The sequence below is a fragment of the Microcoleus sp. FACHB-831 genome (genome assembly GCF_014695585.1).
Classification (GTDB): Bacteria; Cyanobacteriota; Cyanobacteriia; order Cyanobacteriales; family FACHB-T130; genus FACHB-831.
This window is the reverse complement of sequence record NZ_JACJON010000073.1, coordinates 162,954-187,858: the sequence shown is the minus strand read 5'-3', so window position 1 is coordinate 187,858 and position 24,905 is coordinate 162,954. Positions and strand designations below refer to the sequence as shown.

Here is a 24,905-nt window from a genome sequence, read left to right as displayed (position 1 = left end):
AATCAACAGCAAAAAGGGCCTGTAAAATTTTATCCCGTACAGGCCACCGCTCTAAGATATTCCTCAGACGGTGTGTTGACATGCAGGACAGTTAGGGGGATGAATGACCATTAAGCGGTTAATTTTAATTTTGCTGACAATTTTGGCGATCGCCAAAATTACCCTTTCGTTAATAAGTAGCTGGGGTGAACCTCAGATCCAGAGCCGCCTAGAGTTATATCAAACTAATCTGCTGCTTCATGCTACAGAGTGGAAGGGCGATAAGGCTGGCGGCTCCAATTTTACAACTGCCCGCGACACCTTCCTTGGTGTCGAACCAGTCAAAACTGCCCAAAATCAGTATGAAGAAGTCCTCAAGACGGATCGAAATACTTTAGAGCAGATCGCAGCTAAGGTTCTAATTCCCCCAGCAGTGGCTGCTGACTCTCCCCGCCAACCAGAAGGGCGGCAAGAATTACAAAAATCGCTCTATCAGTTAGAAGGGTTGATTGAGGAATTAAACTTGCGCCTGGGAATTCTACAGATTCACCAAGGACAAACTGAGACTGCTATTAAGACCTGGACAGAGTTAATTAACGGTTCTAACAATAACCCACACCACAAGGCGATAACTGAAACTGCTGATGTTTTAATAAGACTTTGGCAAAATCCACCAGTTTTGGTGATGAATGCACAGGAGCAGATTGAAAAAAATTTAGATGGATGGTTTCGCTATGTTTCCTTATCCAAACTTTACGAAGTGCAGGAAAAAACGGAAGCATTAGCCAATATACAAGTTGCCGAACAAGAAATAGCCGAACAAGCGCTAATTAAATTAGCAATTGTGGCTGGAATCCCTGGTTTTGGCTTCTTTATGGGCGTGTTGCTGCTGATTGTATTGCTGGGTCAACTGCTAATTCAACGCAAGGAATCGCTCCTTGCCCAAAATGCACAATTGCCTTGGACGACGCCTTGGGACGCCGAAACTACCTGGCAGGTTCTAATTGTCGGCTTTTTCTTTGTCGGTCAATTTGTGCTGCCGTTGGTGTTTAGCTTATTACCTCTAAATCCTGCTGGTTTTGATGTGAGGGAAAAAGCTTACTATGTTCTGGCAAGCTATATGTTAATGGCTTTTGGTAGCTTGCTTGTTCTGTATCTGTCGATAAAATCTTTCTTGCCGCTGCCAGAAGGTTGGTTTCAATTTAAATGGAAACCAACCTGGATTTTTTGGGGTGTTGGGGGGTATTTTGTGGCGCTGCCTTTGGTAATTGTGGTGTCGCTAATTAACCAAAAACTGTGGCAAGGACAGGGGGGCAGCAATCCGATTCTTCCTATTGTTCTTGAGGGTAAGGATGGGGTGGCGCTGGGGATATTTTTCTTTACGGCATCAATTGCTGCACCGCTGTTTGAGGAGATTATATTTCGAGGGTTTTTGTTACCTTCGCTGACTCGTTACTTCCCTGTTTGGGGGGCGATCGCTGCTTCTAGTTTGCTGTTTGCGATCGCTCACCTCAGCCTCTCGGAAGTTTTGCCTTTGGCTACTTTGGGCGCTGTGTTAGGAATCGTTTACACGCGATCGCGCAATCTCCTCGCTCCCATGCTCCTCCACTCTCTCTGGAATAGCGGCACTCTCCTCAGTCTGTTTATCTTAGGTAGTGGCTCTAAGTGAACGGCGGCTTAAGAAAAGTTCATAATTTTGGATCTGCTTTGCGTAATTTCGCCTACGCTCAAAGAAGAGACACGTTAGCGTCAGCGGCCCGAAGTGCAGCACGATCTCGCGTCTCTTCTTTATGTTTCCCCGTTCGTGGTTAATTCTTATTCGCAATTAACCCAAAAGATAGATGCGCCACGAACAAAGAAAAACAAAAAAGTATTGTGTCGCAGTCAGTTCCCATTATGCAACTTAGCCCAGAAAAAGCGAGTAGCGCGGATACGCGCAGCAGGCTGGCTACCGCTATCCCAACCCCGCCCCTAGAGAAATTTACCCTTGATGTCGGGGGTATGAGATGCGCGGGATGCGTGAAGGTAGTCGAAAAGCAGCTAACCCAGCATCCAGGCGTGATTTCAGCTTGTGTCAATCTGGTCACGGAAGTAGCTGTCGTCGAGTCTAGTGCTGGTGCGGTTGACCCTGATGATTTGTCCAAAAAATTGACTGATGCTGGTTTCCCCACTCAGTCCCGGCAGGTCGCAGGCGCGAAGTTTGGCGAAAAAGAAAGCCCCGCAGAACGACAGCAGCAAGAAAGCCAGCAGCAGTTTCAGAGATTGGCGATCGCAGCCGTCCTCATCATCCTTTCCCTCATCGGTCATCTAGATCGCCACTTCTTCCTCCTCACCAACATTTGGTTCCACTGGGCACTCGCAACCCTCGCACTCATGGCGCCAGGACGCGAAATATTGGTCGATGGCGCCAAAGGTTTGTGGCGCAAAGCTCCCAACATGAACACCCTCGTAGCGTTGGGAACCACAACCGCCTACACCACTAGCTGCGTCGCCCTCCTATTCCCCCAGCTAGGTTGGGAGTGCTTCTTTGATGAGCCAGTTATGCTTTTGGGCTTTATCCTCCTGGGTCGCACCTTAGAGCAACGCGCCAGAAGCCGCGCAATGGCATCCTTTCATTCATTGCTCGCCCTTCAACCAACAGTTGCTCGCTTAACTTCCCCCGCATCCTTGGGTTCAGGGATTGAGATTCCCGTCGAACAAGTGCGTGTAGGAGAATGGCTGCGGGTATTGCCAGGGGAAAAAATACCTGTAGATGGGCAAGTATGCGACGGTACGACGACTGTAGATGAATCAATGCTGACGGGCGAACCCCTGCCTGTCGCTAAGAAACCGGGCGATATCGTTACAGCAGGCACGCTGAACAAGTCGGGGGCGATCGCCATCCAAGCAACGCGCACGGGTTCGGATACGACGCTAGCCCAAATTGTCGCACTTGTGGAGTCCGCCCAAACCCGCAAAGCCCCCGTACAGCATCTAGCAGATACCGTCGCTGGCTATTTCACCTATGGTGTCTTAGCAACTGCGGCTTTAACTTTCCTATTTTGGTACTTTGTCGGCACTCATTTATGGCCGCAAGTCATGGTCAGCGGTTCATCGTTTATGGCAATGAACCACGAACCATCAACAATGAACCATCATCACCTATCGCCGTTGCTATTGAGTTTGAAGCTAGCGATCGCTGTCTTGGTTATCGCCTGTCCCTGCGCCCTGGGTTTGGCGACGCCGACTGCTATTCTGGTGGGAACTAGCATGGGGGCGGAACGCGGACTGTTGATCAAAGGCGGCGACGTTCTAGAACGGGTACACCAGCTCGATACTATAGTTTTTGATAAGACTGGTACGCTTACAACCGGTCATCCTACAGTTACAGATTGTCGGACGCTGGCAGATATTTCCCCTATGGAGCTTTTGCAAATGGCGGCGGCGGTGGAAAGTGGCTCTATTCATCCCCTAGCTGAAGCAATTTGCCAAGAAGCACAACGCCAAGAGTTATCTATCCCAGTCGCGACTGATTTCCAGACAGAAGCGGGATTCGGCGTTTCTGCAAATTTAGAAGACAAACGCCTGCTGCTGGGTAATGCAGAATGGTTAACCCAACAACAAGTAAGCATCAGTTCTCAGCAAGAAGAACTAGCCCAAACTCTGGCTATGATGGGTAAGACAGTCGTTTATGTCGCCCAAAACGATACTTTATTGGGGCTGATTGCCGTGAAGGATGAGATCAGACCCGATGCAGCAGTAACGTTAAAACGCTTACGCACGCGAGGATTGCGGGTAATGCTGCTGAGTGGCGATCGCCCCTCGTCGGCGCTGATCAACGCCCGACAGTTAGGCATCAACCCCCAAGACGTGATAGCTGGCGTCCCCCCTGCTGGTAAAGCAGCCGTTATTGCTCAATTGCAAGCCAAAGGGCAGCGAGTAGCTATGGTTGGCGATGGCATCAACGATGCACCCGCACTAGCGCAAGCGGATGTCGGCATTGCTCTCCACGCTGGAACAGATGTCGCCATTGAAACAGCAGGGATTGTGCTAATGCAGGAACGTCTGCTAGATGTCGTCGCCGCAATTGAGCTATCTCGTGCGACTTTTAACAAAATTCGCCAGAATTTGTTTTGGGCTTTTGCCTACAATGTACTTGGTATTCCCGTTGCTGCTGGTATCCTCCTGCCTACAACTGGGATTGTCCTCAGCCCCGCTGCCGCTGGTGCGCTAATGGCCTTCAGCTCTGTTAGTGTTGTTACTAACTCGCTCTTACTCCGCAGAGCGAAGTTTTTCAAACTTGGTAATAGCTAATTGGGAATGGGGGTAATTCTCCCCCTCTATATCTACTTCTCAGCTCCCCTGCCCCTTTTTTAACACTGTCTTTGCCGATCAACGTTTGCATCGACCTGTGCCACAATAGGATGGTAAGAACCCCTAACCCCCCATGAGCGGGAGCAACCTATGCGTTACCCATCCTCAAAATGGGTTTTGGGCTAATGAAGTCAGTTCTTTCGACTGATCCGCCTGCCATCAATGATTATTCATAATTGGTCAGCGTCAGTTGAGGATTTCTAATCAGGGGCAAGTGAGGGAGTTGAAGTCCGTTGGTTGAAAAAGAAGCTAGCGCGAGTTCAAAACCAGGCGTTTTTCCTATCAGTATTTTTCAATGCCTCCACAACAGCATCACAACCATTTGTTGATTCTTGAAGACGATAAGGGACGTAAGGAAATTACCTTAGATAGCCCCGTCTATTCTATCGGCAGAGATCAGAACTGTACTATTAAACTGTCCTCACAGTTTGTATCCCGTCAGCATGCGACTTTGGTGCGACGAGATCGTGCGGATGGCAGCTACTATTACCGCATTGTTGATGGCGATATCAAAGGTAAGCCCAGTGCTAATGGGCTGCTGATTAATGGTCGCAAACTCCCAGCCCACGACCTTCAAGATGAGGACGAAATTGTATTTGGCCCGCAGGTGCGTGCCATATATTACGTTTTAAAACGAGAAGTCATTCCTACTGGGCCACCCGATGAGTTTGACATTACCCTAATTAGTCCAGGTATGATTGGCGACCCAGAAGAATGGAATTATTAAAGATTGAGCCTCATCCGCCGCAATTTTTAAAAAAGGGAAATTATCCGGCTACACTCTCGACAAGTTGCCAATGGCGATTTTCTGATATCGCCTGGTGTACTGTATAAAACATTTGGTGGCAGTGATTATCAACTTGGAGGGGCAACTCCTCGTTCTTAATCACTAAATTACACCGCACTTCTCGCTCTGTGGCGGTCGATTTATCAATTAGCACTTCCACAGTAACCAGTTTGCCAAACGAAACTTGACCCGGTGTTTCACGCGCCATCAAGTAGTCCCCAGTGTTGTAGATAATATCAAGACGGCAGGACTCCAAAACATCGATTAACAACTGTTGGAGATGATCGATGGGAACGGCAATGATAAATGAACAAGTATAGCGAGCCATAAAAAACCCCGGACGTGAGAACGCTAGACCCTCTAATCATATCGAACATTAGTTGAGGGTTATGATACAATGTATCTCTGTAAAGGCGTGTAGCAATTACTTCGCTTTTATCAGCTTCTAGCATCTTACCCGCTCCTCCGGATAAAAGTTAGGTGGTTCCGGTTTATTGTACGCGGTTCAAGATTTAGGCGAGATTGGGAACTACAGTTCAACGCGAACCGGGAAAGTAGTTGAAAAATATTTGGCTAGTTGTGATATAAACGGGAAGTTATATCACAGCGCCAGCGATAAGGATTGAGTAATGCAGGGCAAGTTGATTGTGTTTGAGGGGGTGGAAGGCTGCGGCAAAACCACTCAAATACAGCGATCGCGCGACTGGCTCTTGGCAAGGATGACAGAAATTCAGCCTGATGTATCAATTGTCGTCACGCGGGAGCCTGGTGGTACAGAGTTAGGTGTGGGGTTGCGCCAGTTGTTGCTAGAAGAACGGGGGCAACCGATGTTTGAACGGGCAGAACTATTGTTGTATGCTGCTGACCGCGCACAGCACGTCGAGCAAGTTCTGAAGCCGACTCTGGCTAAAGGAGGCATTGTGTTGTGCGATCGCTACACATACTCAACCATAGCTTACCAGGGCTATGGTCGCGGTCTTAGCCTCTCACTCATCCAACAGCTAAACCAAATTGCCACTGGTGGACTCGAAAGTGACCTGACTATCTGGCTAGATGTCGATGTAGAGATAGGTTTATCGCGGGCAAAAGCTAGGGGAAAGGCTGACCGCATGGAGCAAGCCCATTTAGATTTCCATCGTCGAGTTAGCCAGGGTTATCGCGAGTTAGCTACAGCTCAACCAGAGCGGATTGTGCGGGTAAATGCTAGCCCCAGTGAAGCCATAGTGCAACAGCAGATTCAGCAAATTTTGCACAATCATTTGACCCAATGGCACGAACAAATTAACAATTAAAATTTTTTTGACATTATTCTTGTTACGTGCAAGCTTCCCAGATTCGAGCAAGCAAAACTAAAGCAGGATTTGGGGGCGATTTTTTATTTGACTTCCCTTCATATGAATTTTTTTGAACCACTTGTAGAGCAACATCACGCCATCGAGTTATTGACTGCTGCTGTGGCACAAAAACGTATTGCTCCAGCTTATCTTTTTGCCGGAGCCGATGGCGTGGGAAGAAGTCTCGCCGCCCGATGTTTTATTGAATTTCTGTTTTGTCAAGATATACCAGATGGTAAAGTTGCATCGGTACAAACCAAACTGCATAAACGCAACCATCCCGATGTGTTGTGGGTGGAGCCTACTTATCTCCACAACGGTCAGCGGTTGTCCGCCACAGAGGCGGCGGCGGCTGGAGTAAAGCGCAAGGCTCCCCCTCAAATTCGCTTAGAGCAAATCCGAGAAATTGCTCAGTTTCTCAGTCGTCCACCCCTAGAAGCATCGCGCTCTATTGTGGTGATAGAGCAGGCGGAGGCAATGGCAGAGGCGGCGGCGAATGGCTTGCTGAAGACGCTAGAGGAACCGGGACAGGCAACGCTGATATTGATAGCACCTTCGGAGTCTTCGTTGTTACCAACTTTGGTATCGCGTGTAGCGCGGATTCCTTTTTATCGGCTGACTCTAAAGGCAATGGCGCAAGTATTGCAGCAAAACGGTTTTGAAGATATTTTGTCGCACAAAGAAGTGTTAGCGATCGCCGCTGGTAGTCCGGGAGAAGCGATCGCATCAATGCAGCAACTCCAGGCAATTCCCCCTGAGTTACTTGGCGAACTAATTCAGGTGAATAAATCTCCCCGTAACGCCCTAGAACTTGCCCGCAAGATCGATAAGAGTTTAGATACAGAAGCCCAACTGTGGTTAGTTGATTATTTGCAGTATTCTTGGTGGCAACAGACAAGGCAGCCTCGCGTTTGTACCCTGCTGGAGAAGGCGCGACAATATCTGCTAAGTTATGCCCAGCCGCGATTAGTTTGGGAAGTAACCTTGCTAGAAATGATTCAAGCTGCTGCTTAGACTGGGGGTTGAAATTCAGGAGAGTGGGGACTCTTCAATACTTCTTTCGCGTCTAGTCGTTGGCAAGTCATCATCGTTTTGAGGTGTTCCATTTCGTCATTTCTAATGGCAACAAATACATCGTAAAGATTTTCAATCTTTGGGCGGCGTTCCGAAAGCAAATGGGAAGTTTGAAAGTCATCAAACATATAGAGATCGCCATCTCGGTAGTAATCAATCGCAATTTGTGGCGCTGGCTGAGTTTTAAGCTCGGTCTCATTTTCGTTTAGGAATTTATCATAGGTGTGATATGCCTTTTCTTCCACTAATTGATTAAAGTGGTAAGCCGAGCGGGGAGAGAACATGTAGACAAAAACCAAAGTCCAGTAGTAACCCAAAACGCCGATACGACCAATAAAGCGATCGCCCCAATGTTTTCCGCCACCAAGCGCTTCAACAATTCGGAGATGATGTAACTCATTCCATGATTCAGCAAAGTGAACTTTAATCCAGTCGGCTTGCTTCCACGCACCCAGACTTTCATAAAGGTGAAGAACAGACAAATAAGCAAAATACGGAACCCTCGAAATCGTCTCAAGAAGATAAAATCGTGGATAGAAACGATTGCGATAAAAAACGGACAAGACTAATTCTAAAAAATTGACAAGGAGCTGAATCATTATTTGCCGATCTGTTAAACTTCTACAACTCAGCTAGTGAGTGGCTCTAATTTTTTGGCTTGGGGGTTTATAAAGGCATAAACCTGTTGTTTTATCCAACTCCCGCAATCTGCTAATCTTATTATATTCAGGAGTGTTGTTGGTATAATTTCCCTGGCTCCAATATATAGGCGCGATCGCTGCCCAAAACCAGAAAACTTTAATTTTTGGTCTGCTTAATTAGATAGCCAATATAAACAATAAATATTTTTATTATTTTCTCATGCTTACCTTACAAAACATATAATTTATAATATTTAAAAGTCTTATTAGCCTGCTTCTTCAACTAATTTTTTCAAACGTAGGTAGGCTTCTTCTGGTGTAAGAGGCTCTGATTCATTTTCATTAGGTATGTAGAATTGCCTGCTATCTGGGAAAAAGCGTACTACGAAGCTAGGTATAAGCCCTAACGACATAGCTTTTTTACCCAATTCTTCGGCTGTTTCTGCTAGGCTTATTTCATCATGAAACTGATACTTTGGCATAAATTTTATCTCGCTATTGAGTTTATCAATATTAAAATATCACGAATAAATAAAAATAAACTAACTGGAGATAACAGCCGAATTTATAAATACCTGCTAAGAGATAAAATGGGAGTTTCAGGGGCGGAATATATTACAACGATAGACAGTAATCGCTATTTTACTTCCCGCTTAGAAGCTCCCACAGGAGATTGCCATTGAGCTGTTGTCCTTAGTAAGCAAGAATAACTGTTTCGGTTTTCCTTAACTTCTACCTGACGAATGGGCATAATGTTAACTCAATGTGCGATCGCGTATACAAGAGTGTGAGCTACAGATGAAATTTCCATACCAAATGGCGATCGCGGCAAACCCTATTTTTCCTAAGCTGTTTGCAGCAAGAGCTTTTTAGGCCTTTGGAAGAAAAATTTACAATTTAAGTATCCCCAACACCCCAAGCCCAAAAAACTCCCTGTCTTGTGGGAGCCTTGTAGTATTGAGCGCGAGCTTGAACAACCACTAGACGACTTAGTTAGTTTAAGAGCGTTGAGTGTTAAGAAAAGAAGTAATCAAATATACAATTAGGGGGAAGACGTGGCTGAAAAATTGTAAAATTATCCTAAAAGCGCCCGCAAAAAGAGCATTATTTTTTTTGTGGGAAAGGTTGGTGTAGTAATAATTTGTACGGCGCTGTTTACAAAATCTAACAATTTATTTATCGTGCATTAGATAGAAAGTTAGCTATCCTTCAGTAGTTAGTACGAGAGTTGGAGAGCTGAGGTGAACGCAGACATATTTTTTCAACAGATAGAGGGGATGAACTATCGTCTGGCCGAACTCTACAAAGGAGCGATCGCAGAGTTAGAGCCACCGCCAGAACTTTTGCCAGTAGCCTTCAAAGAGCTGGGCGTTGTCTCCGAAGAACTGAACGTAGCTGTAGAAGAGCTACGGGCGCAGAATGACGAACTAATTGCTATCCGTCAAGAGCTGGAAGCAGAACGTCAGCGCTACAAGGATTTGTTTGAGTTCGCGCCCGACGCCTACCTCGTGACCGATCCCGAAGGGGTAATACTAGAGGGAAATCGTGCCGCTGCGGGACTTTTCAACGTGTCGCAAAAGTTTCTGGTAGGCAAACCAGCAATCACCTTTGTCAGTCCAGAAGATCGCCAGCTCTTTCGTTACGAAATGTCACGACGGCAGCAGCAAGAGCGATCGCCACAGGAGTGGGAATTGCGGTTAGAGCCGCGAAACGGCGAGGCTTTTTATGCAGCCGTAACAATAGCTGCTGGCTGCAATGCCAAAGGCAAGGCGCTGACGCTGCGCTGGCTGGTGCGCGACATTAGCGATCGCAAGCGCAAGCAGCAGGCCCTAGACAGTATTAACTACGATTTGCGCCAGAATCGCCAAATCCATATTTATGCTAAGGGAGAGATAGTACCCCTGCAACCCCATTGTATTTGGCTAGTCTGCCAGGGACTGGTGAAACTGAGTACGCTTGCTGACAATGGTGAAGAAGTGCTTGTGGGTCTGGCAGGGCCGGGGATGCCTTTCGGGCACAGTCTTACACAGCTACAAACCTTCCAAGCTATAGCCTTTTCTGATGTCGAGCTAGCATCAGTTTCCCAAGCAGAGATAACAGCCTCCCCTGCTCTGACGCAGATGCTTTTTAATCAAGTTAACCAGCGATTGCGACAGACAGAATCCCTTTTAGCTATTTCCGGGCATCGACGAGTTAGAGACCGTTTGCAACATCTATTGCGGCTCCTGAAACAGGAAATTGGTGAACCCCACGCCGCAGGAACGAGGCTGAACATTCGCCTAACTCATCAGGACTTAGCTAATGCCTGCTGCACTACTAGGGTGACGATCACGCGATTGCTGAGTAGTCTACAGCAACGAGGGATAATTATCTTAGACTCCAAGCACCACATTGTTCTGAGAGATGAGGTTTTTGAGAAGGACTTTTAGGCATTAGTAATTGGTTATTGGGCATTGGGCATCGGTCATTGCTAAGCATTTAGCAAATCACCCATCGCATATATCCCCAATTACCCATTCCCGACAGCCTCAGAAATAGAGTTTAATCCCCGTTCCTCTAACTTTTGTACTAGGCCTTGTAAAATGCGGCGCACCATCCAGGGGCCTTCGTAAACCCAGCCCGTGTAGACTTGAATCAAACTAGCCCCTGCTGTAATTTTCTCCCAAGCATCTTCAGCTGTAAAAATACCCCCAACGCCAATAATGGGCAGTTGACCTTTGGTTTCTCGCCATATAAAGCGAATTACTTCAGTGGAACGATCTCTCAGTGGCGCACCGCTAATTCCGCCAGCTTCTTCGGTTATAGGTTTGCCAGTTTGGGGAATCACCTGAGTTTTTAGTCCATCGCGGCTGATAGTAGTGTTGGTAGCGATAATCCCTGCTAGCTGGTATGTTTTGGCTAGGTCTAGGATGTCCGCGATCGCGCTGTACTCTAAATCTGGCGCTATCTTAACTAAAAGCGGCTTGTGTGAAGTGTTTTCCTGTTGCAGTGCGTCTAAAATCAAACTCAACTGATCGCTAGACTGGAGACTACGCAACCCCGGAGTATTGGGTGAACTAACGTTAACCACAAAATAGTTTCCCAAATCCTTCAGAAGTCGAAAACTTCCTAAATAGTCAGCAGCAGCTTCTTCTATTGGGGTTATCTTAGATTTACCCAGATTAATGCCAATTAGTCCGGAGTCGGTCGCCTCTGGTAGCTCTCCACCATTCGCCAACAACCTTGCTGCCATCGCAACTGCCCCTTGATTGTTAAATCCCATCCGGTTGAGGGCTGCTTTGTCGCTTGGCAAGCGAAACAAGCGAGGACGAGAATTGCCTGGTTGTGGCTGGAATGTCACCGTACCGAGTTCTGCAAAGCCAAAGCCCAAGCGCTGCCAAATGCTAGCAGCAACGCCATCCTTATCAAACCCTGCGGCTAACCCAAGTGGATTGGGGAATTTTAGCCCCCACAGAGTTTGTTCCAGAGATGAATCTGTTAAACAGCAAGATTGTTGTAATTGTGCTAGAACCCAGCTAGTAGGGGGGTAACTCGCAGGCTTCTGCGAAAGGGCGCCCAGAATTTGCAGAGTCTGTTGATGCAACCATTCTGGATCGGCATTCAATCCAGAGAACAGTAAGGGACGAATACCAAGTTGATAAATATCCACGCTTATTGTTATTTGGTGGTTTTTGATTGTTCCTTGTTTATTGTAGGGATGAATAACCCTTGAACAAGGAACCCTCTTTGGGGATTAGGGATGATAGCGAAAGAACACTACCCCCAAGCCAAAAAAGCTAGAAACATTCAATATTAAAAAGGGATTACCCGTGCGTCAGCAGGTGACAATAAAGTGAGGGGGCAAAAATTTTGACTTTTACCTACCAAAAAACCAATGGTTTCGCTTGCCGCACCAAGCGTGCCCTGTTATAGGTGAGTTTAGTTGGGCAGATTATCTTTCAAGCCTTGTGCTTATGTTTAACCTGTGTCCACCCTTTTGTGCAGCTAACCTGGGGCAAAAAAATACTGTTAATTAGACAGCGATTAGTTTATCAAACCAATACTCTGCCTAGTTTTTCCCCAAACTACATAATAAAGCTATCTTCGGGTCTAAGCACTCTCTCTCTTCAACCGCCGATTTCATAAAATGGGTGAGCACCAACTACCTTCTGAAGAAAAACAAATTGTTGCCCTGGGGCGCGTACTTCAAACCCTACGGGAAGAGGAGAATGCCGACGTTCTCATCGAAACGACCCTAACTTATCTCCAAGCAGAATTTCAATATCGCCTGCTTTGGATTGGTCTTTACGATCGCTTAGATCACCGTTTGTTTGGCAAAGGAGGTGTCACCCCCACTGGCGACACCTCTTTTCTCAAGCAGAAGTTTTTCCTAAATCCAGGTGACTTGCTCGAACAAGTAGTGATCCAGCAGCGACCAGTTGGCATACCGAACTTAAGCGAAGAAGTACGTGCTGGCGAATGGCGTCGGGCAGCTCAACAATTTGGCATTCAGGGCACGTTGCTGTTCCCGTTGCGTTGCAAAGACCGCTGTTTTGGCGTCGCCCTGCTTGGGTCGCACTTGTGGGGCGTTTCTCCCCGTGCGGCGGAAAAAGCCCAACTATCGGTGTTGTTTGGGGGATTGGCAGCCGCACTGTATCAAATTGAAGTAGACTGGCAGCGCTCTTCGACCAAGCGCCCAGACCAGCCGATGTTCGAGATCCTCGACCAGATGCTGCACCTACCCACCATGCAGCAAAGGCTGGAGGCGGTGTGTACGACCACTCAGAAATTTGTAGCCCCCACGCGCACCAGTATTTATTGGTATAACTCAGAGCGACGCTATTTCTGGCATCGGGCAGGCAATCGGCAAATGGTGAGGGGTTTGGCAAACTCAAACAGTGCCTCTGGACTGCTAGTGCTTGAAGTCTACGACTTCTACCAGGCTCTTTGTGAAGGTAGGCTAATTACTATTGGCGCTGGCAGAAGTCCCCTCAAGGCTGAGAGTACGGGGCGGTTGCTCTCAAAGCTGCGGGCTAGGTCTGTGCTAGCAGCGCCTATAACAGTGCGAGAGGAACTGGTGGGGTTTCTGGCTGTGGAAGGGAATGAAGCCCGGATCTGGGAAGAGGCGGAGAAAAATTACGTCCGCGCTGCTGCCGGGATGGTGGCATTGGTGGCAGGAAGCGAGGATGTGGAAACGGCGATTGGGCAAATGGAACGGGACAACCTGATAATGCAAGAAATTGCTGCTGCCATTAGCGACAACGACAATGCTCAGGGGGCGCTGAAGGAGTGCGCGATCGCCCTCCTTGAGCGGTTGGGTGCCGAACGCTTTTTGTTGCTCCAAGAAGACAGGGAGGGTGCATTTAATATTGTTTACCAGCAGCAACCGCTCAACCGCCGTCCTGTAGCTTCTCCCCCAGAACCGCTTGGCGCCGACCATCGCCGACTGCTAGAGGAATCAGCTTATAAGTTGGTGGCGATAGAAGATTGGGAAGACGATGAGCGTTTTAAGAGTTTGTGGGGTAGTTTGCTGATACCTTTAGGGGTGCGATCGCTCTTAGTATGTCGTTGCGGTAACGTCCAGCCTATAGGTCTGTTGGTTATTGGTTTATCGCAGCCGCGAACTTGGAGCGTGAGCGATCGCAAGCTTGTAAGTGTTGCTGCTAAACAAATTGGTATGCTCCTGCACGGCTTGGCTGCCAGCGAGACTGGAGAACTCGAAAGTATTGCCTACTCTTCTCTTATGGAGGGTTTAAATACTCTCCTGTCACTGCCGCGATCGCCGCAAGGTTTCGATCGTGGCTGGATGGAATATTTGGCCTCTTTGCTTTCTTGTCCCCAAGTTGCCATCCTCACCTGGACTTCAGGTGAATCAAAGGCTACTGTCAACCAAGTGGTTACAGATTCTTCTCTACGCCTTCCCGGTACTCTCACCATCCACCCGGACAGGGATGCTCTGATTCAAGAAGCAATAAAAACCCGCTCTCCCATCTGCCGCCCGCTTGCAGCTCTACCAAATAGTACGCGAGAGTGGGTGCAGAGGGCATCAGGCATTGGTGAAATTGTAGTTTTCGCTGTCGATATACCCGCTGAAGTAAGTGATGAGTTAGGAGTGGTAATTCCACAGTTAACTCAAAATAAGTACCCCTTGAAAGCAGCGATATTACTAGCTGATCGCGCTGGGCGTAAATGGCCCCGCCACCTCTTCCCAGTTCTAGAAACCTTGGTGCGCCAGTTCTCTCACTTTCGCCACTATCTGCATTTGAGTTCGGTGAGCGTGGCCGAAGTTTCGACACTCGAAGAGCTGAACTGGTTCAAACATCGATGCTTGCAAGCTTTCCATCAGACTGTGGCTATTAGTGTAAGTCGTCTTCTGGAACTGGATCGCGATGTTCCAGGGCAGCAGGGGAGTAAGTTGGCAGGCGATCAAAGCACCAAGGGAGGCGAGCAGATGAGAACAACTAATATCTCCCACAGCACGCGCCCCTCGCCAGGAGAGGCTAATTCTGCCACCAACGATCAACCATTGCGACGTATGCGCTCGTCACAATTGCTGCACCAGTTGGAAAATACCCTTGCTACCCTCAGCCCGCTGCTAAATGATGTCCCATTTGCGACTAATGCCGAAAGCGTGCCTTTGGCAAATTTGCTGAAGCGATCGCTGCGTCTGGTTGAGAGTTTGACGACCGGACGCCAACAACTAGCTAGAATTCATAATCCAGGCAATTTTAGCGTTTATGGCGATCGCCTTAAACTCGAATGTGTCTTCTTTGAACTGCTGTTATTTTCTTGCACAAATACTAAGCCCGGAGGTCGGATTGATATATGGTGTCTGGAGAACCGAACTCCCGAGGCTGCAAGTCAGCAAGTCGGTAAGTCACGATTAGAACTGTTAATTACTGACAACGGACTTATTGACCTTAACCTCCTCACTGCTCTCCAACGGGGAGACATCCGCGAGGCTCTACCTTCTTCACCCCTTCTCGAGCCGCCAAGTCTGCACCTGAAGATCTGCCAACGAGTGTTGCGGTCTTGGGGAGGCGAAGTTCAGTTCTACCATTTAGAAAATGGCCACCTTATCACTCGCTTGTTGCTACTTACCACGAAAAGCGAATAGAAGCGTTACAGTTTAGTCCACTTAAGGCTTAATGCTTCTGCGACACCGGGAATTTCTCAGCGTCAACAAAATTAAATCGATTTTTGAGTTTTAAGTTGTTTGTTGTTAGCTCGATTCGCGCTAATGCCAACCTACAACTCGAAGATTGTTGAATAGTGAGTGTTGGGCAATTTAACACAACACTCACCATTATTCCGAAGCGGTTTAGACAGTTTGCGGTTGCATCTGTGGCTGGAACTGGAACAGCGAGTACACCACATTGCGGCGGATGTCTGTCATCATATCCAGAAACATCTCATAACCTTCCTGCTTATACTCGATCAGCGGGTCTTTTTGCCCGTAGCCGCGCAGCCCGACGGACTCGCGCAGGCCATCCATCCCTTGCAAATGTTCGCGCCAAAGCGTGTCAATTTGCTGCAAAATAAAGAACCGCTCTGCTTGTCGCATCAAACCTGGCTTGATCTGATCGACCAAATTTTCCTTGATGTCGTAGGCTTTACGCACCTCTTCGTGCAAAAAGGTTTTGATTTCCCCTACTGTCATATCCTCTAAGTGGGCTGGCTCCAAATCTGCCAATAACACGACAAATTCCTTCACCTTCTCCACCACCTTGTCCAATCCCCACTCTTCGGGTGGCAAGTCTGGGTTGACGTAGGCATCTACGATGTCATCCATCGTCTTTTCCGCGTAGGCAATTACCTGCTCCTTCAAGTCCTGACCTTCGAGGACCCGCCGCCGTTCGGCGTAAATTGCGCGACGCTGGTTGTTCATCACCTCGTCATATTCAAACACCTGTTTGCGGATGTCGTAGTAGTAGGTTTCTACCTTTTTCTGTGCGCCTTCGAGGGAGCGGGTGAGCATGCCGGATTCAATGGGCATATCTTCTTCGACTTTGAACATCTCCATCAAACCCTTGACGCGATCGCCCCCAAATATCCGCAACAAGTTATCTTCTAAACTCAAGAAAAACTTGGTTGAACCTGGGTCTCCCTGCCGTCCCGCACGCCCCCGGAGTTGGTTGTCAATACGTCGCGACTCGTGACGCTCTGTACCGATGACGTGCAGCCCGCCAAGACTTACTACTTCTTCATGTTCTTTGTCTGTAAATTCTTCGTATTTACTCTTTACTGCCCGGAGTACCTGCCGCAGGTTTTGAATCGTTTCGTCATCCGTCGGGGCATTTTCGGCAGCGATCGCTAATATCTCCTCTGCCTCCAATTCTGGCAAGCTCTGCAAACCCCAACGCTGCACGGATAAATCTACCACCGCCTTCAGTTGTTGTTCCAACTCGCGAGGTAACTCCGTCGGAAAAATTCCCGGCGTCACCCTCCAGCTTTTCCCTTTCTTGCCTGGAACAAATCCCTGCGCTGGTGCCCGGTCTGGAACCTTCACGCTGACCAGGCTTTCTTGCTCCTCTGGCTGAACGATCTTGGGCATAAAAAACTCGCGCACTTTCAGCCGCGCCATGTAGTCTCCATTTCCGCCCAAAATAATATCCGTACCGCGACCAGCCATGTTTGTCGCGATCGTCACCGCACCTTTGCGACCAGCCTGAGCGACAATTTCTGACTCGCGCTCTACATTTTCCGGACGAGCATTAAGCAAATTGTGGGGAATGTTGCGATCGCTCAACAGCCTCGACAACAATTCCGACTTTTCCACACTCGTAGTCCCCACCAAGACTGGTCTCCCAACACCGTGCATCTCGGCACACTCTTCCGCCACCGCCTGCCACTTTGCAGCCTCGGTCTTGTAAACCACATCCGGCAAATCTACCCGCGCCCTGCGCTTATTCGTCGGCGCGACCGTCACCTCAACCTTATATATCTTTTCGAGTTCCACCTCTTCCGTCTTTGCCGTCCCGGTCATTCCTCCCAACTTCGGATACAGCAAAAAGAAATTTTGGTAAGTAATAGTTGCTAGCGTCTGCGTCTCGTTTTGGATTTCGACGTGTTCTTTTGCTTCAATCGCCTGATGCAGACCATCACTCCAGCGACGACCGGGTAGCACCCGACCTGTAAACTCATCCACAATTACCACTTCATCATTGCGGACGATATACGTTACATCTTTAACAAACAATTCTTTAGCCTTAATCGCATTAAAAATATAATGCGCCCAAGGATCTTCTGGGTTATATAAATCTCGCACCCCAAGCAACTCTTCTGCATAAGCAAACCCCTCATCTGTCATCAGAACATTTCGAGCCTTTTCATCCACCTCGTAATGTTCCTCAGCTTTCAGAGAAAGCGCTATCTCTGCCGCCTGCATATACTTCTCTGTTGGGCGCTCCAACTGTCCAGAGATAATTAGAGGCGTCCGCGCTTCATCAATCAATACCGAGTCTACCTCGTCAATGATGCAGTAATTAAAAGGCCGTTGCACCACTTCGTCCATCGAAGTGGCCATGTTGTCGCGCAGATAGTCAAACCCTAACTCGCTATTCGTACAGTAGGTTATATCGCAGTCATAATTTTTCTTGCGCTCGTTTGGCCCCATTCCTTGCTGTAGCAGTCCGACGCTCAAGCCTAAGAAGCGATGCACTTGACCCATCCATTCGGCATCGCGTCTTGCTAGGTAATCGTTAACCGTAACAACATGCACTCCCCTGCCTTTGAGAGCATTTAGATATGACGGTAGAGTTGCCACAAGGGTTTTTCCTTCACCCGTTTTCATCTCGGCAATTTGTCCTTTGTGCAGGATTATTCCACCCAACAACTGGACATCAAAGTGGCGCATTCCCAAAACTCGCCGTCCCGCTTCCCGCACTGTGGCGAAGGCTTCTGGAAGGATATCATCCAAAATCTCCGCTATTTCTCTATCGTTGGTGGCTTTGTCCAGCCGCTGTTTAAATTCTGCTGTCTTGCCCTTGAGCTGCTCGTCAGACAGCGCCCGGATCTCATCCTCCAGGACGTTAATATCTGCAACATAAGGCTGGAATTTTTTTAGCTTGCGCGCGTTGGGGTCGCCCAGTAAATTTTTCAACATAACAGTTATGGACTAGGGACTAGGTGGTGTCAAATGCATTCCCAGACATAGGGGCGATGCCCCTGTGCGTCTGAGGAACGAGAGCAAAAAGCAAAATGTAAAAAAAAGAATTTTTTAGCTTTTTCTCTTTCTTTTTACTTTTTACTTTTTACTTTATTACTTCTTGTAGGGTCTATAGGGCTGCTGAGACTAGAAAATTGTAAAAACTGGAATGTAACCAGAAGAAAAATTGTTTTAAGGGTGAAGCATTACGTTAAAAAAATTTGCAGTTTTTAGGCAGAAATATTAGCCCGCAATGCTTCTCCCCTAACTAGCTTCTAGCATAGTTGCCTTTTGACTTGTTAATTATCGTATCATTTCCACTCAGACCGAGCGGTACGGGCATCACGCCAATTAGTTTGTAGTTGGCGTGATGCCCTTGTTCTATCTTTGTTCTCAATAACCAATTGCCAGTTGCTAATTACCAAACGCATTAGTTAGGGAGCATTCTCCCATTCCGAGGCGAGGCGCCGGAAATTATACGCTGCTGCACCAGGGTGACAGGTAACGCAGGAGGCAATATTGGCAGGTTGGGACAGTTTGACTTTAGGATGCAGCGCTTTGAAATTGCGAGAACTGCTAACGCGATAAGGGATTGGTTCTTTTTCAGCTTGCGGACGGGAGAAAGTCCGCAGGTAATCCCACATGATTAGTAAAGACGGACCCGTGATTAGCGGTAACTGCTTGCCATAATGCTCCTGATCTTGCAGTAGATTCCGCCAAGTTTCAGTAGGAAAAACAGCTGGGGGTATAGCAAAGTGGCAGCTGCTACAGTTTTCCAAATAAAGTTGTTCCCCCAGTTGGTACCGACTGGCAACTGGATCGACCGTCCCAGAAGTTGGGGATTGAGCATTAGCGATTAGCGATTGGGTATTGGCACTTGGTTGGTTCGTTGCCCCCGTCCCTAATCCCAAGTTCGTTTTAGCCGAGAGTTCCCCGGTTGTCAAGGCCAGGGCCATGCCCCATCCCAGGACAATACTCCAGACTAAAAGTAACAAAGACAAAACTAGCAGTTTGCGCCCTCGTTTAGTGAACTTTAGATTTGATAAAAGCAATTTTAGATTCAAGGCTGACTGGCTAACTCCCTTCGATTCTCAACTCTGACAAACAAATCCCGATTCTTCAAGCTAAAACCTAAAACTATACGGGAATCGAGCGAAGCAGCCGCTCAACAATAGTTTTAGAGCGACGCCCACCCGATGGAATAAGACGATGAGAAAGCACAGATGGTGCCAGGAACTTCACATCGTCCGGAATCGCATAATCCCGCCCTTCCAGAAAAGCTAACGCCTGGGTAGCTTTTTGCAAAGCGACGGCACCGCGAGGGCTGACCCCAAGCGAGATTTCTTCATCTTCCCGCGTTGCCCGCACCAAGTTCAGTATGTACTGTTGCAGAGATGTCTCAACTTTGACCTTGCCACAAAACTGGCGGAGTTCCTGCACCTGTGAGGTAGAAATACAAGGCTTTAGATCGTCCACTGTCGCCCCATCTTGAAGCCGTTGGAGCATCTGGAGTTCTTCCGCTTCGGTAGGATAGCCCAGGCTCAAGGATATGGTAAAACGATCCATTTGTGCCTCTGGCAAAGGAAACGTGCCCTGATACTCAATTGGGTTCTGAGTGGCGATGACGAAAAAAGGATTGGGAACGTTGCGAGAAACCCCATCAACTGTGACTTGCCGTTCTTCCATCACTTCAAGTAAAGCAGACTGGGCGCGGGGGGTGGCGCGGTTAATTTCATCAGCTAGCAGGACGTTAGCAAAAACGGGGCCTGGGAGAAATTCAAATTCGCGTTTGCCCTGATGCCAAAAATTCACACCTGTAAAATCTGTTGGCAACAGGTCGGGCGTGCATTGTATGCGTCTAAACTCACCGTCAATAGAGCGTGCTAAGGATTTAGCAAGTAAGGTTTTGCCGACACCCGGTACATCTTCGAGCAGGGCGTGACCGCCAGAAAGGAGAGCTACTAGCACTAGCCGGATTGCCTCGGCTTTACCAACAATAGTACGACTCAGATTTTGTGTCAGTTGATCTATAGTTTCTCTCATAATATGCCTCCCTAATGCTTAGCCGTACTACCCTTGAGATCGCCTGTAACGCCGCCTCAAACCTGCCGCAAGTTCTGTAAAAAGGCTCTGGCTGCGGTGCAGTCTGCCTGAATTTGCGCGATTAGGGCGTCTAGAGAAGAAAATTTTTGTTCGGGTCGCAAAAATTCTTCTAGGGTGACTGTTATGGTTTTTCCATATAAATCCCCAGACCAATCTAACAGGTGAACCTCTACTGTGGAAGTGGTACCGTCTACTGTTGGGCGATAGCCAATGTTCATAACGCCCGATATGGGACAAAGGCGCGGAGATTTCACTTCTAGGGGGGATATGTTGATGGCTGGGTCAATTTCTGCATTCACGAAAGAATCTTCGCTTTGGCAGTCATTTTTCTCCAGACTATCTTCTATGAAAGCTCGAACGCAGTAGACCCCCTGCCTGGGCAAAAATTTTTCTTTTGGCAGCTGGAGGTTGGCGGTGGGAAAGCCTAACTTTGTGCCTAGTTGTTGACCCTTAACGACCATTCCAGTTAGGGAGTAGGGTCGTCCTAGCAGGCGGTTGGCTTTTTGTATGTCTCCGTGTAAGAGGTGCTGACGGATGGAAGAGCTGCTGATGCGTTCGTCTTCACACAGTAGCGGGGGTATGATGAGTACTTCGACGCCATAAGAGGCAGCGATCGCTTGCAGATCTGCTGAAGAGCCAGCTCGTCCCTTCCCGAAGCGAAAATCGTCTCCCACGCTGATAAGAGTGCATCGTAGCTGCTGTACCAGAATCTTTTCCACAAACTCATTAGGACTCAGGCAAGCCAGTTCTCGGGTAAACGGCAGTAGCACCAACTGCTCTACCCCTAGCGATCGCAATTGCACCACCTTTTCCTCTAGCGGTGTCAATAGCGTCCGACGCATACCTGTAAAAAATTCGCGTGGATGCGGATCAAACGTCACCACCGTAGCATAGGCGTTTCCTTTTCCGACACCCGACCTTAGTGCCAATCCTTCCCCTTTCGAGGGCAATACTTCACCCTCAATATTCCCACCCCACGAATAAACATCAGGCGGCAATAAGAGCGGCTTTTGGTTTGCCAATACATTTAATACGGGTTGTACAACCCGTTGATGCCCGCGATGTACGCCATCAAAGTTCCCCAGAGCAACAGCAGTTGGCGTTAGAGCAGTTTCAAGAGACGATGTTACCCGCACGCTTTACAATTTGACACATTTAGCTAATCATAATTCAGCTTTCTGTCCTTTGTGCTCCATTTGCCGGGGCAGCTTTTTTACTATTGAGCTTGAAAAGACAATTATCGCTTCACAGGGCAGACACACCAGCTTCTGGCAATACTTCGGGAATTGGTGTAAGGGGTGGTACTAGCTGAATGGATAGCCCTTCCCTCGCCATAATTGTATCGGGGAATTTTTTAACTGCATCTGTGCCGACGCGATCGAGAAAATCATCATTGTGCAGGGGGTCGTGGTGGAAAATCACCAGTTTTTTCACATTCGCTGCCTTGGCGACTTTTACAGCTTCCTCCCAGGTCGAATGTCCCCAGCCCACCTTGCTAGACCGCGCTGAATGGTATTCTTCATCGGTGTAGGCGGAATCTATAATCAGAACGTCAGCATTGCGAGCGAGCCACAGAACATTTTCATCCAACTTATCGGGGTAGTGTTCTGTATCCGTGACATAAGCAGCCGAACAGCCGCGCCAGTTGATGCGGTAGCCTACGGCTTCACCAGGATGGTTCAGCAAAGCGTTTTCGATTATAACCTCTCCAATTTGCACTTTTTCCCCAACTTGCAGGTCACAGAAGTTTAGATCTGCTCCCATAACCTGTAAAGGAACTGGAAAATTTGGATGGAGCATCTGGTCGCGCAGGCGTTCCTCGATCGTCGCGCCGTTGGGAGAAACGACTCCGTAGATATTAAAGCGATTTCCTTTGATAAAAGCAGGGACAAAGAAGGGGAACCCCTGAATGTGGTCCCAATGCGAGTGGGTAAAGAACATATTAGCTTCCACGGGCATTTGCGACAGCAAGGATTGCCCCAAGACCCGCAGGCCGGTGCCGCCATCGAAAATCAGGCGTTCACCACCCACACGCATCTCAACACAAGGTGTATTGCCACCATACCGGACTGTTTCCGGTCCTGGAGAGGCGATACTTCCTCTGACGCCCCAGAAGTGAATCGTAAATAGGTTTTGCATGCTATACATGGGTGTTGCCTGTAGGATTCCGGGCTGCGGTTGTTCGGTTAGTTTTGATTGGTTCTTGATAGATTTTGTGCCATTCAAGGCTTGACGGTCGCTTTGAGTAGCGAAGCCTCTGGCGACCCGTTTTCGGCATGGACGGGTATCGGGGCGATCGCTCTCCAGCCACACGACGTATCCTGAATCTGGCAAGATAGCGTATGTTGCTTTCTTGCCTTATTGTTGCGATCCACTGTATACGAAAGTTGAGCTTGTTGACCAACGCGGAAAGATGTCTTAAGCAACAACCCCCCTTATGTGACACTTGAGCATTCCTCGCTAGGGATCGCAACGCCTGGTTGTAGATGCCTCACAGGTTGGGAAGCGTTCGCGTATGGAAGTTTTCAACCCTGGTTCCTGTCTCTTACAAGACACGTATCCGCGCCTAGAAGGACCGTCAATATTTCTATTAATTTAAAAAGGTTAGCAGTTTCATCTCACAATCGTCTGGCATCTGGAACAACGTTGACCTGTGATTTGGCTCACTTTCAGCACCTAATACAGACGTAGCAGTAATAAACTGCGTTGTCTTTTAAGGTGAATAACCGCTAAATTGCTTCCGAGTGCGCCGCGAAACGCAACACAGCCAGCAAGAAGAATTGCCTGATAATTTAATATAGGCGTTCTTTATACTCTTCACTGCAATAGAAGGCGTTCTTCAGGGAATATGCATGAAAATCGTAACTTAAGGCTAACGCACAAAAGCCGCAAACCTTATTCATCATCAGGAATTTAATTAATCACACCTAGAGCGATCGCATTGCTTCGGCACTCTCTTACAGACTACTGCGATCGCCTCGCCACTCCGCTACCCGTTTTTTCCCACCTAGAGCATTCTAGAATTTAAGAAAGATTACTTAATATTAAGAGTGCCCTATGTCCGCAAAAGTTGAAATTTACACCTGGAGAACTTGCCCCTTCTGCATCAGAGCCAAGGATTTACTAGACAGCAAGGGAGTTGACTACACCGAATACAGCATTGATGGTGATGAGGCGGCGAGGGCAAAAATGGCTCAACGCTCCAACGGACGCCGCTCTGTGCCACAAATTTTCATTGACGATAGCCACGTCGGCGGCTGCGATGACATCCATGCTCTGGACGCTAAAGGGCAGCTAGATTTACTCCTGCAAGGCAGCTAGAAGCTCGGTGGGAGCAGGGGAGTACGGGAGTAGAGGAGAGTGGGACAATTACCACCAATTCCAGATTACTTATTCCCAATGACCAATGCTCAATGCTCAATTACCTATTAGCTAATACTCAGCTGGCGCGCGTGTTGAGAGAATGGGTAAGGAAACGCGCATAGGCGATCGCCGCAAGATATAGAGGAAAATACCCGTGAAACTGGCGTTTATCATTGACCCCATCGAACAGCTGGACCCCACTCACGATAGCAGCGTAGCTATGATGGAAGCCGCGCAAAATATGGGTTGCGAGGTTTGGATAACTCAAGCTAACAAGTTGAGTGTAGTGAACGGTCAAGCTTGGGCTATTTTGGAGCCTGTTCGCTTGACACCTGTGGAACTGGATAACGGGCGGTGGATGGCAGCAGCTCAGTGGTATCAAGTGGGCGATCGCGTCTTGCAACCGCTTGAGTACATGGATGCTGTATTCATGCGGACAGATCCCCCCGTAACGGTTCCATACCTTTACGCAACCTACATCCTAGACTATATTAATCCTGCAAAAACGCTGGTCGTTAACGCGCCTAAAGGACTGCGGGCAGCCAATGAAAAAATGTATGCGCTCCAGTTTAAGGAAGCGATTCCAGAAACAATTGTCAGCGCAGATAAATTGGTAATCAGGCAGTTTTTGGAGGAAAAAGGGGCGGCAGTTCTGAAGCCGTTGGGCGGCAAAGCTGGGGAAGGAATTTTATTTCTAGATCCGAGCGATCGCAACTTTAATTCTCTAATAGAAATCAGTACGTTTCAAGGTAAGTTTCCCGTCATGGTTCAAACTTATTTACCAGCCGCAAAAGAAGGAGATAAACGCATTATCTTGCTTAATGGCGAACCGATTGGCGCTGTGAATCGCATCCCCACAGGCAAAGAATTTCGGGGCAATATGGCCGTCGGTGGCAGAGTCGCTCAAACTGAAATTACCCAACGAGAGCGCGAGATTTGCGCTCAATTAGCCCCGACATTGCAACAGGATGGCTTAATATTTGTAGGCATTGATGTTATCGGCGGCTACCTTACCGAAGTTAACGTTACCAGTCCTACTGGAATTCGTGAAATTGATAGGCTAGAAGGCACAAAGTTGGGCGAACAAGTAGTTGAATTGGTGGCACGGTTGAAACACTGAGGTACAAAGTCCGGAGTCCGGAGTC

The 24,905-nt window shown here is 48.1% G+C and carries 19 protein-coding genes; 9 read left to right on the top strand and 10 right to left on the bottom strand.

Going from position 1 to position 24,905, the window contains the following annotated elements; all coding sequences use genetic code 11:
- Window positions 1-103 precede the first annotated feature (103 nt).
- The 3 genes from H6F77_RS23095 (at window position 104) to H6F77_RS23085 (ending at window position 5,059) form a co-directional block, all read left to right on the top strand.
- Window positions 104-1,648 (top strand): CPBP family intramembrane glutamic endopeptidase, encoded by a 1,545-nt coding sequence (locus H6F77_RS23095; protein WP_190491249.1) that lies wholly within the window; start codon window positions 104-106, stop codon window positions 1,646-1,648.
- A 227-nt stretch (window positions 1,649-1,875) separates the two neighbouring features.
- On the top strand, window positions 1,876-4,272 hold the full coding sequence (locus tag H6F77_RS23090; protein WP_190491248.1) for a heavy metal translocating P-type ATPase: 2,397 nt from the start codon (window positions 1,876-1,878) through the stop codon (window positions 4,270-4,272).
- 355 nt (window positions 4,273-4,627) lie between these two features.
- Entirely contained in the window at window positions 4,628-5,059 is a 432-nt protein-coding gene (locus tag H6F77_RS23085; RefSeq protein WP_190491247.1) for an FHA domain-containing protein, read from the top strand.
- 40 nt (window positions 5,060-5,099) lie between these two features.
- On the opposite strand, the gene H6F77_RS23080 is transcribed toward H6F77_RS23085, so the two are convergent.
- A complete protein-coding gene (locus H6F77_RS23080) occupies window positions 5,100-5,447 on the bottom strand; it encodes a hypothetical protein (protein ID WP_190491246.1) in 348 nt (115 codons plus the stop codon).
- 301 nt (window positions 5,448-5,748) lie between these two features.
- Between H6F77_RS23080 and tmk the strand changes: the two genes are divergently transcribed.
- On the top strand, window positions 5,749-6,411 hold the full coding sequence (gene tmk / locus H6F77_RS23075) for a dTMP kinase (protein WP_190491245.1): 663 nt from the start codon (window positions 5,749-5,751) through the stop codon (window positions 6,409-6,411).
- A 102-nt stretch (window positions 6,412-6,513) separates the two neighbouring features.
- Window positions 6,514-7,467, top strand: coding sequence for a DNA polymerase III subunit delta' (locus tag H6F77_RS23070; protein ID WP_190491244.1), 954 nt, complete (start codon window positions 6,514-6,516; stop codon window positions 7,465-7,467).
- Here the strand turns inward: H6F77_RS23070 and H6F77_RS23065 are convergent.
- Both H6F77_RS23065 and H6F77_RS23060 read right to left on the bottom strand, forming a co-directional pair.
- Window positions 7,464-8,126 (bottom strand): alternative oxidase, encoded by a 663-nt coding sequence (locus H6F77_RS23065; RefSeq protein WP_190491243.1) that lies wholly within the window; start codon window positions 8,124-8,126, stop codon window positions 7,464-7,466. The two genes, H6F77_RS23070 and H6F77_RS23065, sit on opposite strands and share 4 nt — an antisense overlap.
- A 308-nt stretch (window positions 8,127-8,434) precedes the next feature.
- Window positions 8,435-8,650 (bottom strand): hypothetical protein, encoded by a 216-nt coding sequence (locus tag H6F77_RS23060; protein ID WP_190491242.1) that lies wholly within the window; start codon window positions 8,648-8,650, stop codon window positions 8,435-8,437.
- A gap of 759 nt (window positions 8,651-9,409) precedes the next feature.
- Between H6F77_RS23060 and H6F77_RS23055 the strand changes: the two genes are divergently transcribed.
- Complete coding sequence (locus H6F77_RS23055) at window positions 9,410-10,597, top strand: PAS domain S-box protein (RefSeq protein WP_190491241.1); 1,188 nt, start codon at window positions 9,410-9,412, stop codon at window positions 10,595-10,597.
- Window positions 10,598-10,677: 80 nt separating this feature from the next.
- On the opposite strand, the gene H6F77_RS23050 is transcribed toward H6F77_RS23055, so the two are convergent.
- Window positions 10,678-11,817 (bottom strand): quinone-dependent dihydroorotate dehydrogenase, encoded by a 1,140-nt coding sequence (locus H6F77_RS23050; protein WP_190491240.1) that lies wholly within the window; start codon window positions 11,815-11,817, stop codon window positions 10,678-10,680.
- A 477-nt stretch (window positions 11,818-12,294) separates the two neighbouring features.
- Between H6F77_RS23050 and H6F77_RS23045 the strand changes: the two genes are divergently transcribed.
- Complete coding sequence (locus H6F77_RS23045) at window positions 12,295-15,264, top strand: sensor histidine kinase (protein WP_190491239.1); 2,970 nt, start codon at window positions 12,295-12,297, stop codon at window positions 15,262-15,264.
- A 204-nt stretch (window positions 15,265-15,468) separates the two neighbouring features.
- On the opposite strand, the gene secA is transcribed toward H6F77_RS23045, so the two are convergent.
- From secA to H6F77_RS23020, 6 genes are all read right to left on the bottom strand, one after another.
- Window positions 15,469-18,252, bottom strand: a complete 2,784-nt coding sequence (gene secA / locus H6F77_RS23040) for a preprotein translocase subunit SecA (protein ID WP_190491238.1) — start codon at window positions 18,250-18,252, stop codon at window positions 15,469-15,471.
- Between the two features lie 310 nt (window positions 18,253-18,562).
- Window positions 18,563-18,691 (bottom strand): hypothetical protein, encoded by a 129-nt coding sequence (locus tag H6F77_RS28575; protein WP_255515848.1) that lies wholly within the window; start codon window positions 18,689-18,691, stop codon window positions 18,563-18,565.
- A gap of 37 nt (window positions 18,692-18,728) precedes the next feature.
- A complete protein-coding gene (locus H6F77_RS23035) occupies window positions 18,729-19,250 on the bottom strand; it encodes a diheme cytochrome C (RefSeq protein WP_190491283.1) in 522 nt (173 codons plus the stop codon).
- A 181-nt stretch (window positions 19,251-19,431) separates the two neighbouring features.
- The gene (locus H6F77_RS23030) at window positions 19,432-20,337 is read right to left on the bottom strand and encodes an AAA family ATPase (protein WP_190491237.1); all 906 of its coding nucleotides are present in this window, start codon (window positions 20,335-20,337) and stop codon (window positions 19,432-19,434) included.
- Window positions 20,338-20,393: 56 nt separating this feature from the next.
- The gene (locus H6F77_RS23025) at window positions 20,394-21,533 is read right to left on the bottom strand and encodes a bifunctional riboflavin kinase/FAD synthetase (protein ID WP_190491236.1); all 1,140 of its coding nucleotides are present in this window, start codon (window positions 21,531-21,533) and stop codon (window positions 20,394-20,396) included.
- A 109-nt stretch (window positions 21,534-21,642) separates the two neighbouring features.
- A complete protein-coding gene (locus H6F77_RS23020) occupies window positions 21,643-22,545 on the bottom strand; it encodes an MBL fold metallo-hydrolase (protein WP_190491282.1) in 903 nt (300 codons plus the stop codon).
- Between the two features lie 909 nt (window positions 22,546-23,454).
- Here H6F77_RS23020 and grxC point away from each other — a divergent pair.
- Window positions 23,455-23,718, top strand: coding sequence for a glutaredoxin 3 (gene grxC, locus H6F77_RS23015; RefSeq protein WP_190491235.1), 264 nt, complete (start codon window positions 23,455-23,457; stop codon window positions 23,716-23,718).
- A gap of 196 nt (window positions 23,719-23,914) precedes the next feature.
- A complete protein-coding gene (gene gshB / locus H6F77_RS23010; protein ID WP_190491234.1) occupies window positions 23,915-24,880 on the top strand; it encodes a glutathione synthase in 966 nt (321 codons plus the stop codon).
- Window positions 24,881-24,905: the final 25 nt, after the last annotated feature.

Bases quoted from the DNA above. Each gene is read 5' to 3' on its own strand.
- grxC (WP_190491235.1), top strand. From the start codon at position 23,455: ATGTCCGCAAAAGTTGAAATTTACACCTGGAGAACTTGCCCCTTCTGC.
- H6F77_RS23060 (WP_190491242.1), bottom strand. From the start codon at position 8,650: ATGCCAAAGTATCAGTTTCATGATGAAATAAGCCTAGCAGAAACAGCC.
- secA (WP_190491238.1), bottom strand. From the start codon at position 18,252: ATGTTGAAAAATTTACTGGGCGACCCCAACGCGCGCAAGCTAAAAAAA.
- H6F77_RS23080 (WP_190491246.1), bottom strand. From the start codon at position 5,447: ATGGCTCGCTATACTTGTTCATTTATCATTGCCGTTCCCATCGATCAT.
- H6F77_RS23090 (WP_190491248.1), top strand. From the start codon at position 1,876: ATGCAACTTAGCCCAGAAAAAGCGAGTAGCGCGGATACGCGCAGCAGG.
- H6F77_RS23095 (WP_190491249.1), top strand. From the start codon at position 104: ATGACCATTAAGCGGTTAATTTTAATTTTGCTGACAATTTTGGCGATC.
- H6F77_RS23045 (WP_190491239.1), top strand. From the start codon at position 12,295: ATGGGTGAGCACCAACTACCTTCTGAAGAAAAACAAATTGTTGCCCTG.
- tmk (WP_190491245.1), top strand. From the start codon at position 5,749: ATGCAGGGCAAGTTGATTGTGTTTGAGGGGGTGGAAGGCTGCGGCAAA.
- H6F77_RS23070 (WP_190491244.1), top strand. From the start codon at position 6,514: ATGAATTTTTTTGAACCACTTGTAGAGCAACATCACGCCATCGAGTTA.
- H6F77_RS23035 (WP_190491283.1), bottom strand. From the start codon at position 19,250: ATGGCCCTGGCCTTGACAACCGGGGAACTCTCGGCTAAAACGAACTTG.
- H6F77_RS23030 (WP_190491237.1), bottom strand. From the start codon at position 20,337: ATGAGAGAAACTATAGATCAACTGACACAAAATCTGAGTCGTACTATT.
- H6F77_RS23020 (WP_190491282.1), bottom strand. From the start codon at position 22,545: ATGTATAGCATGCAAAACCTATTTACGATTCACTTCTGGGGCGTCAGA.
- H6F77_RS23065 (WP_190491243.1), bottom strand. From the start codon at position 8,126: ATGATTCAGCTCCTTGTCAATTTTTTAGAATTAGTCTTGTCCGTTTTT.
- H6F77_RS23085 (WP_190491247.1), top strand. From the start codon at position 4,628: ATGCCTCCACAACAGCATCACAACCATTTGTTGATTCTTGAAGACGAT.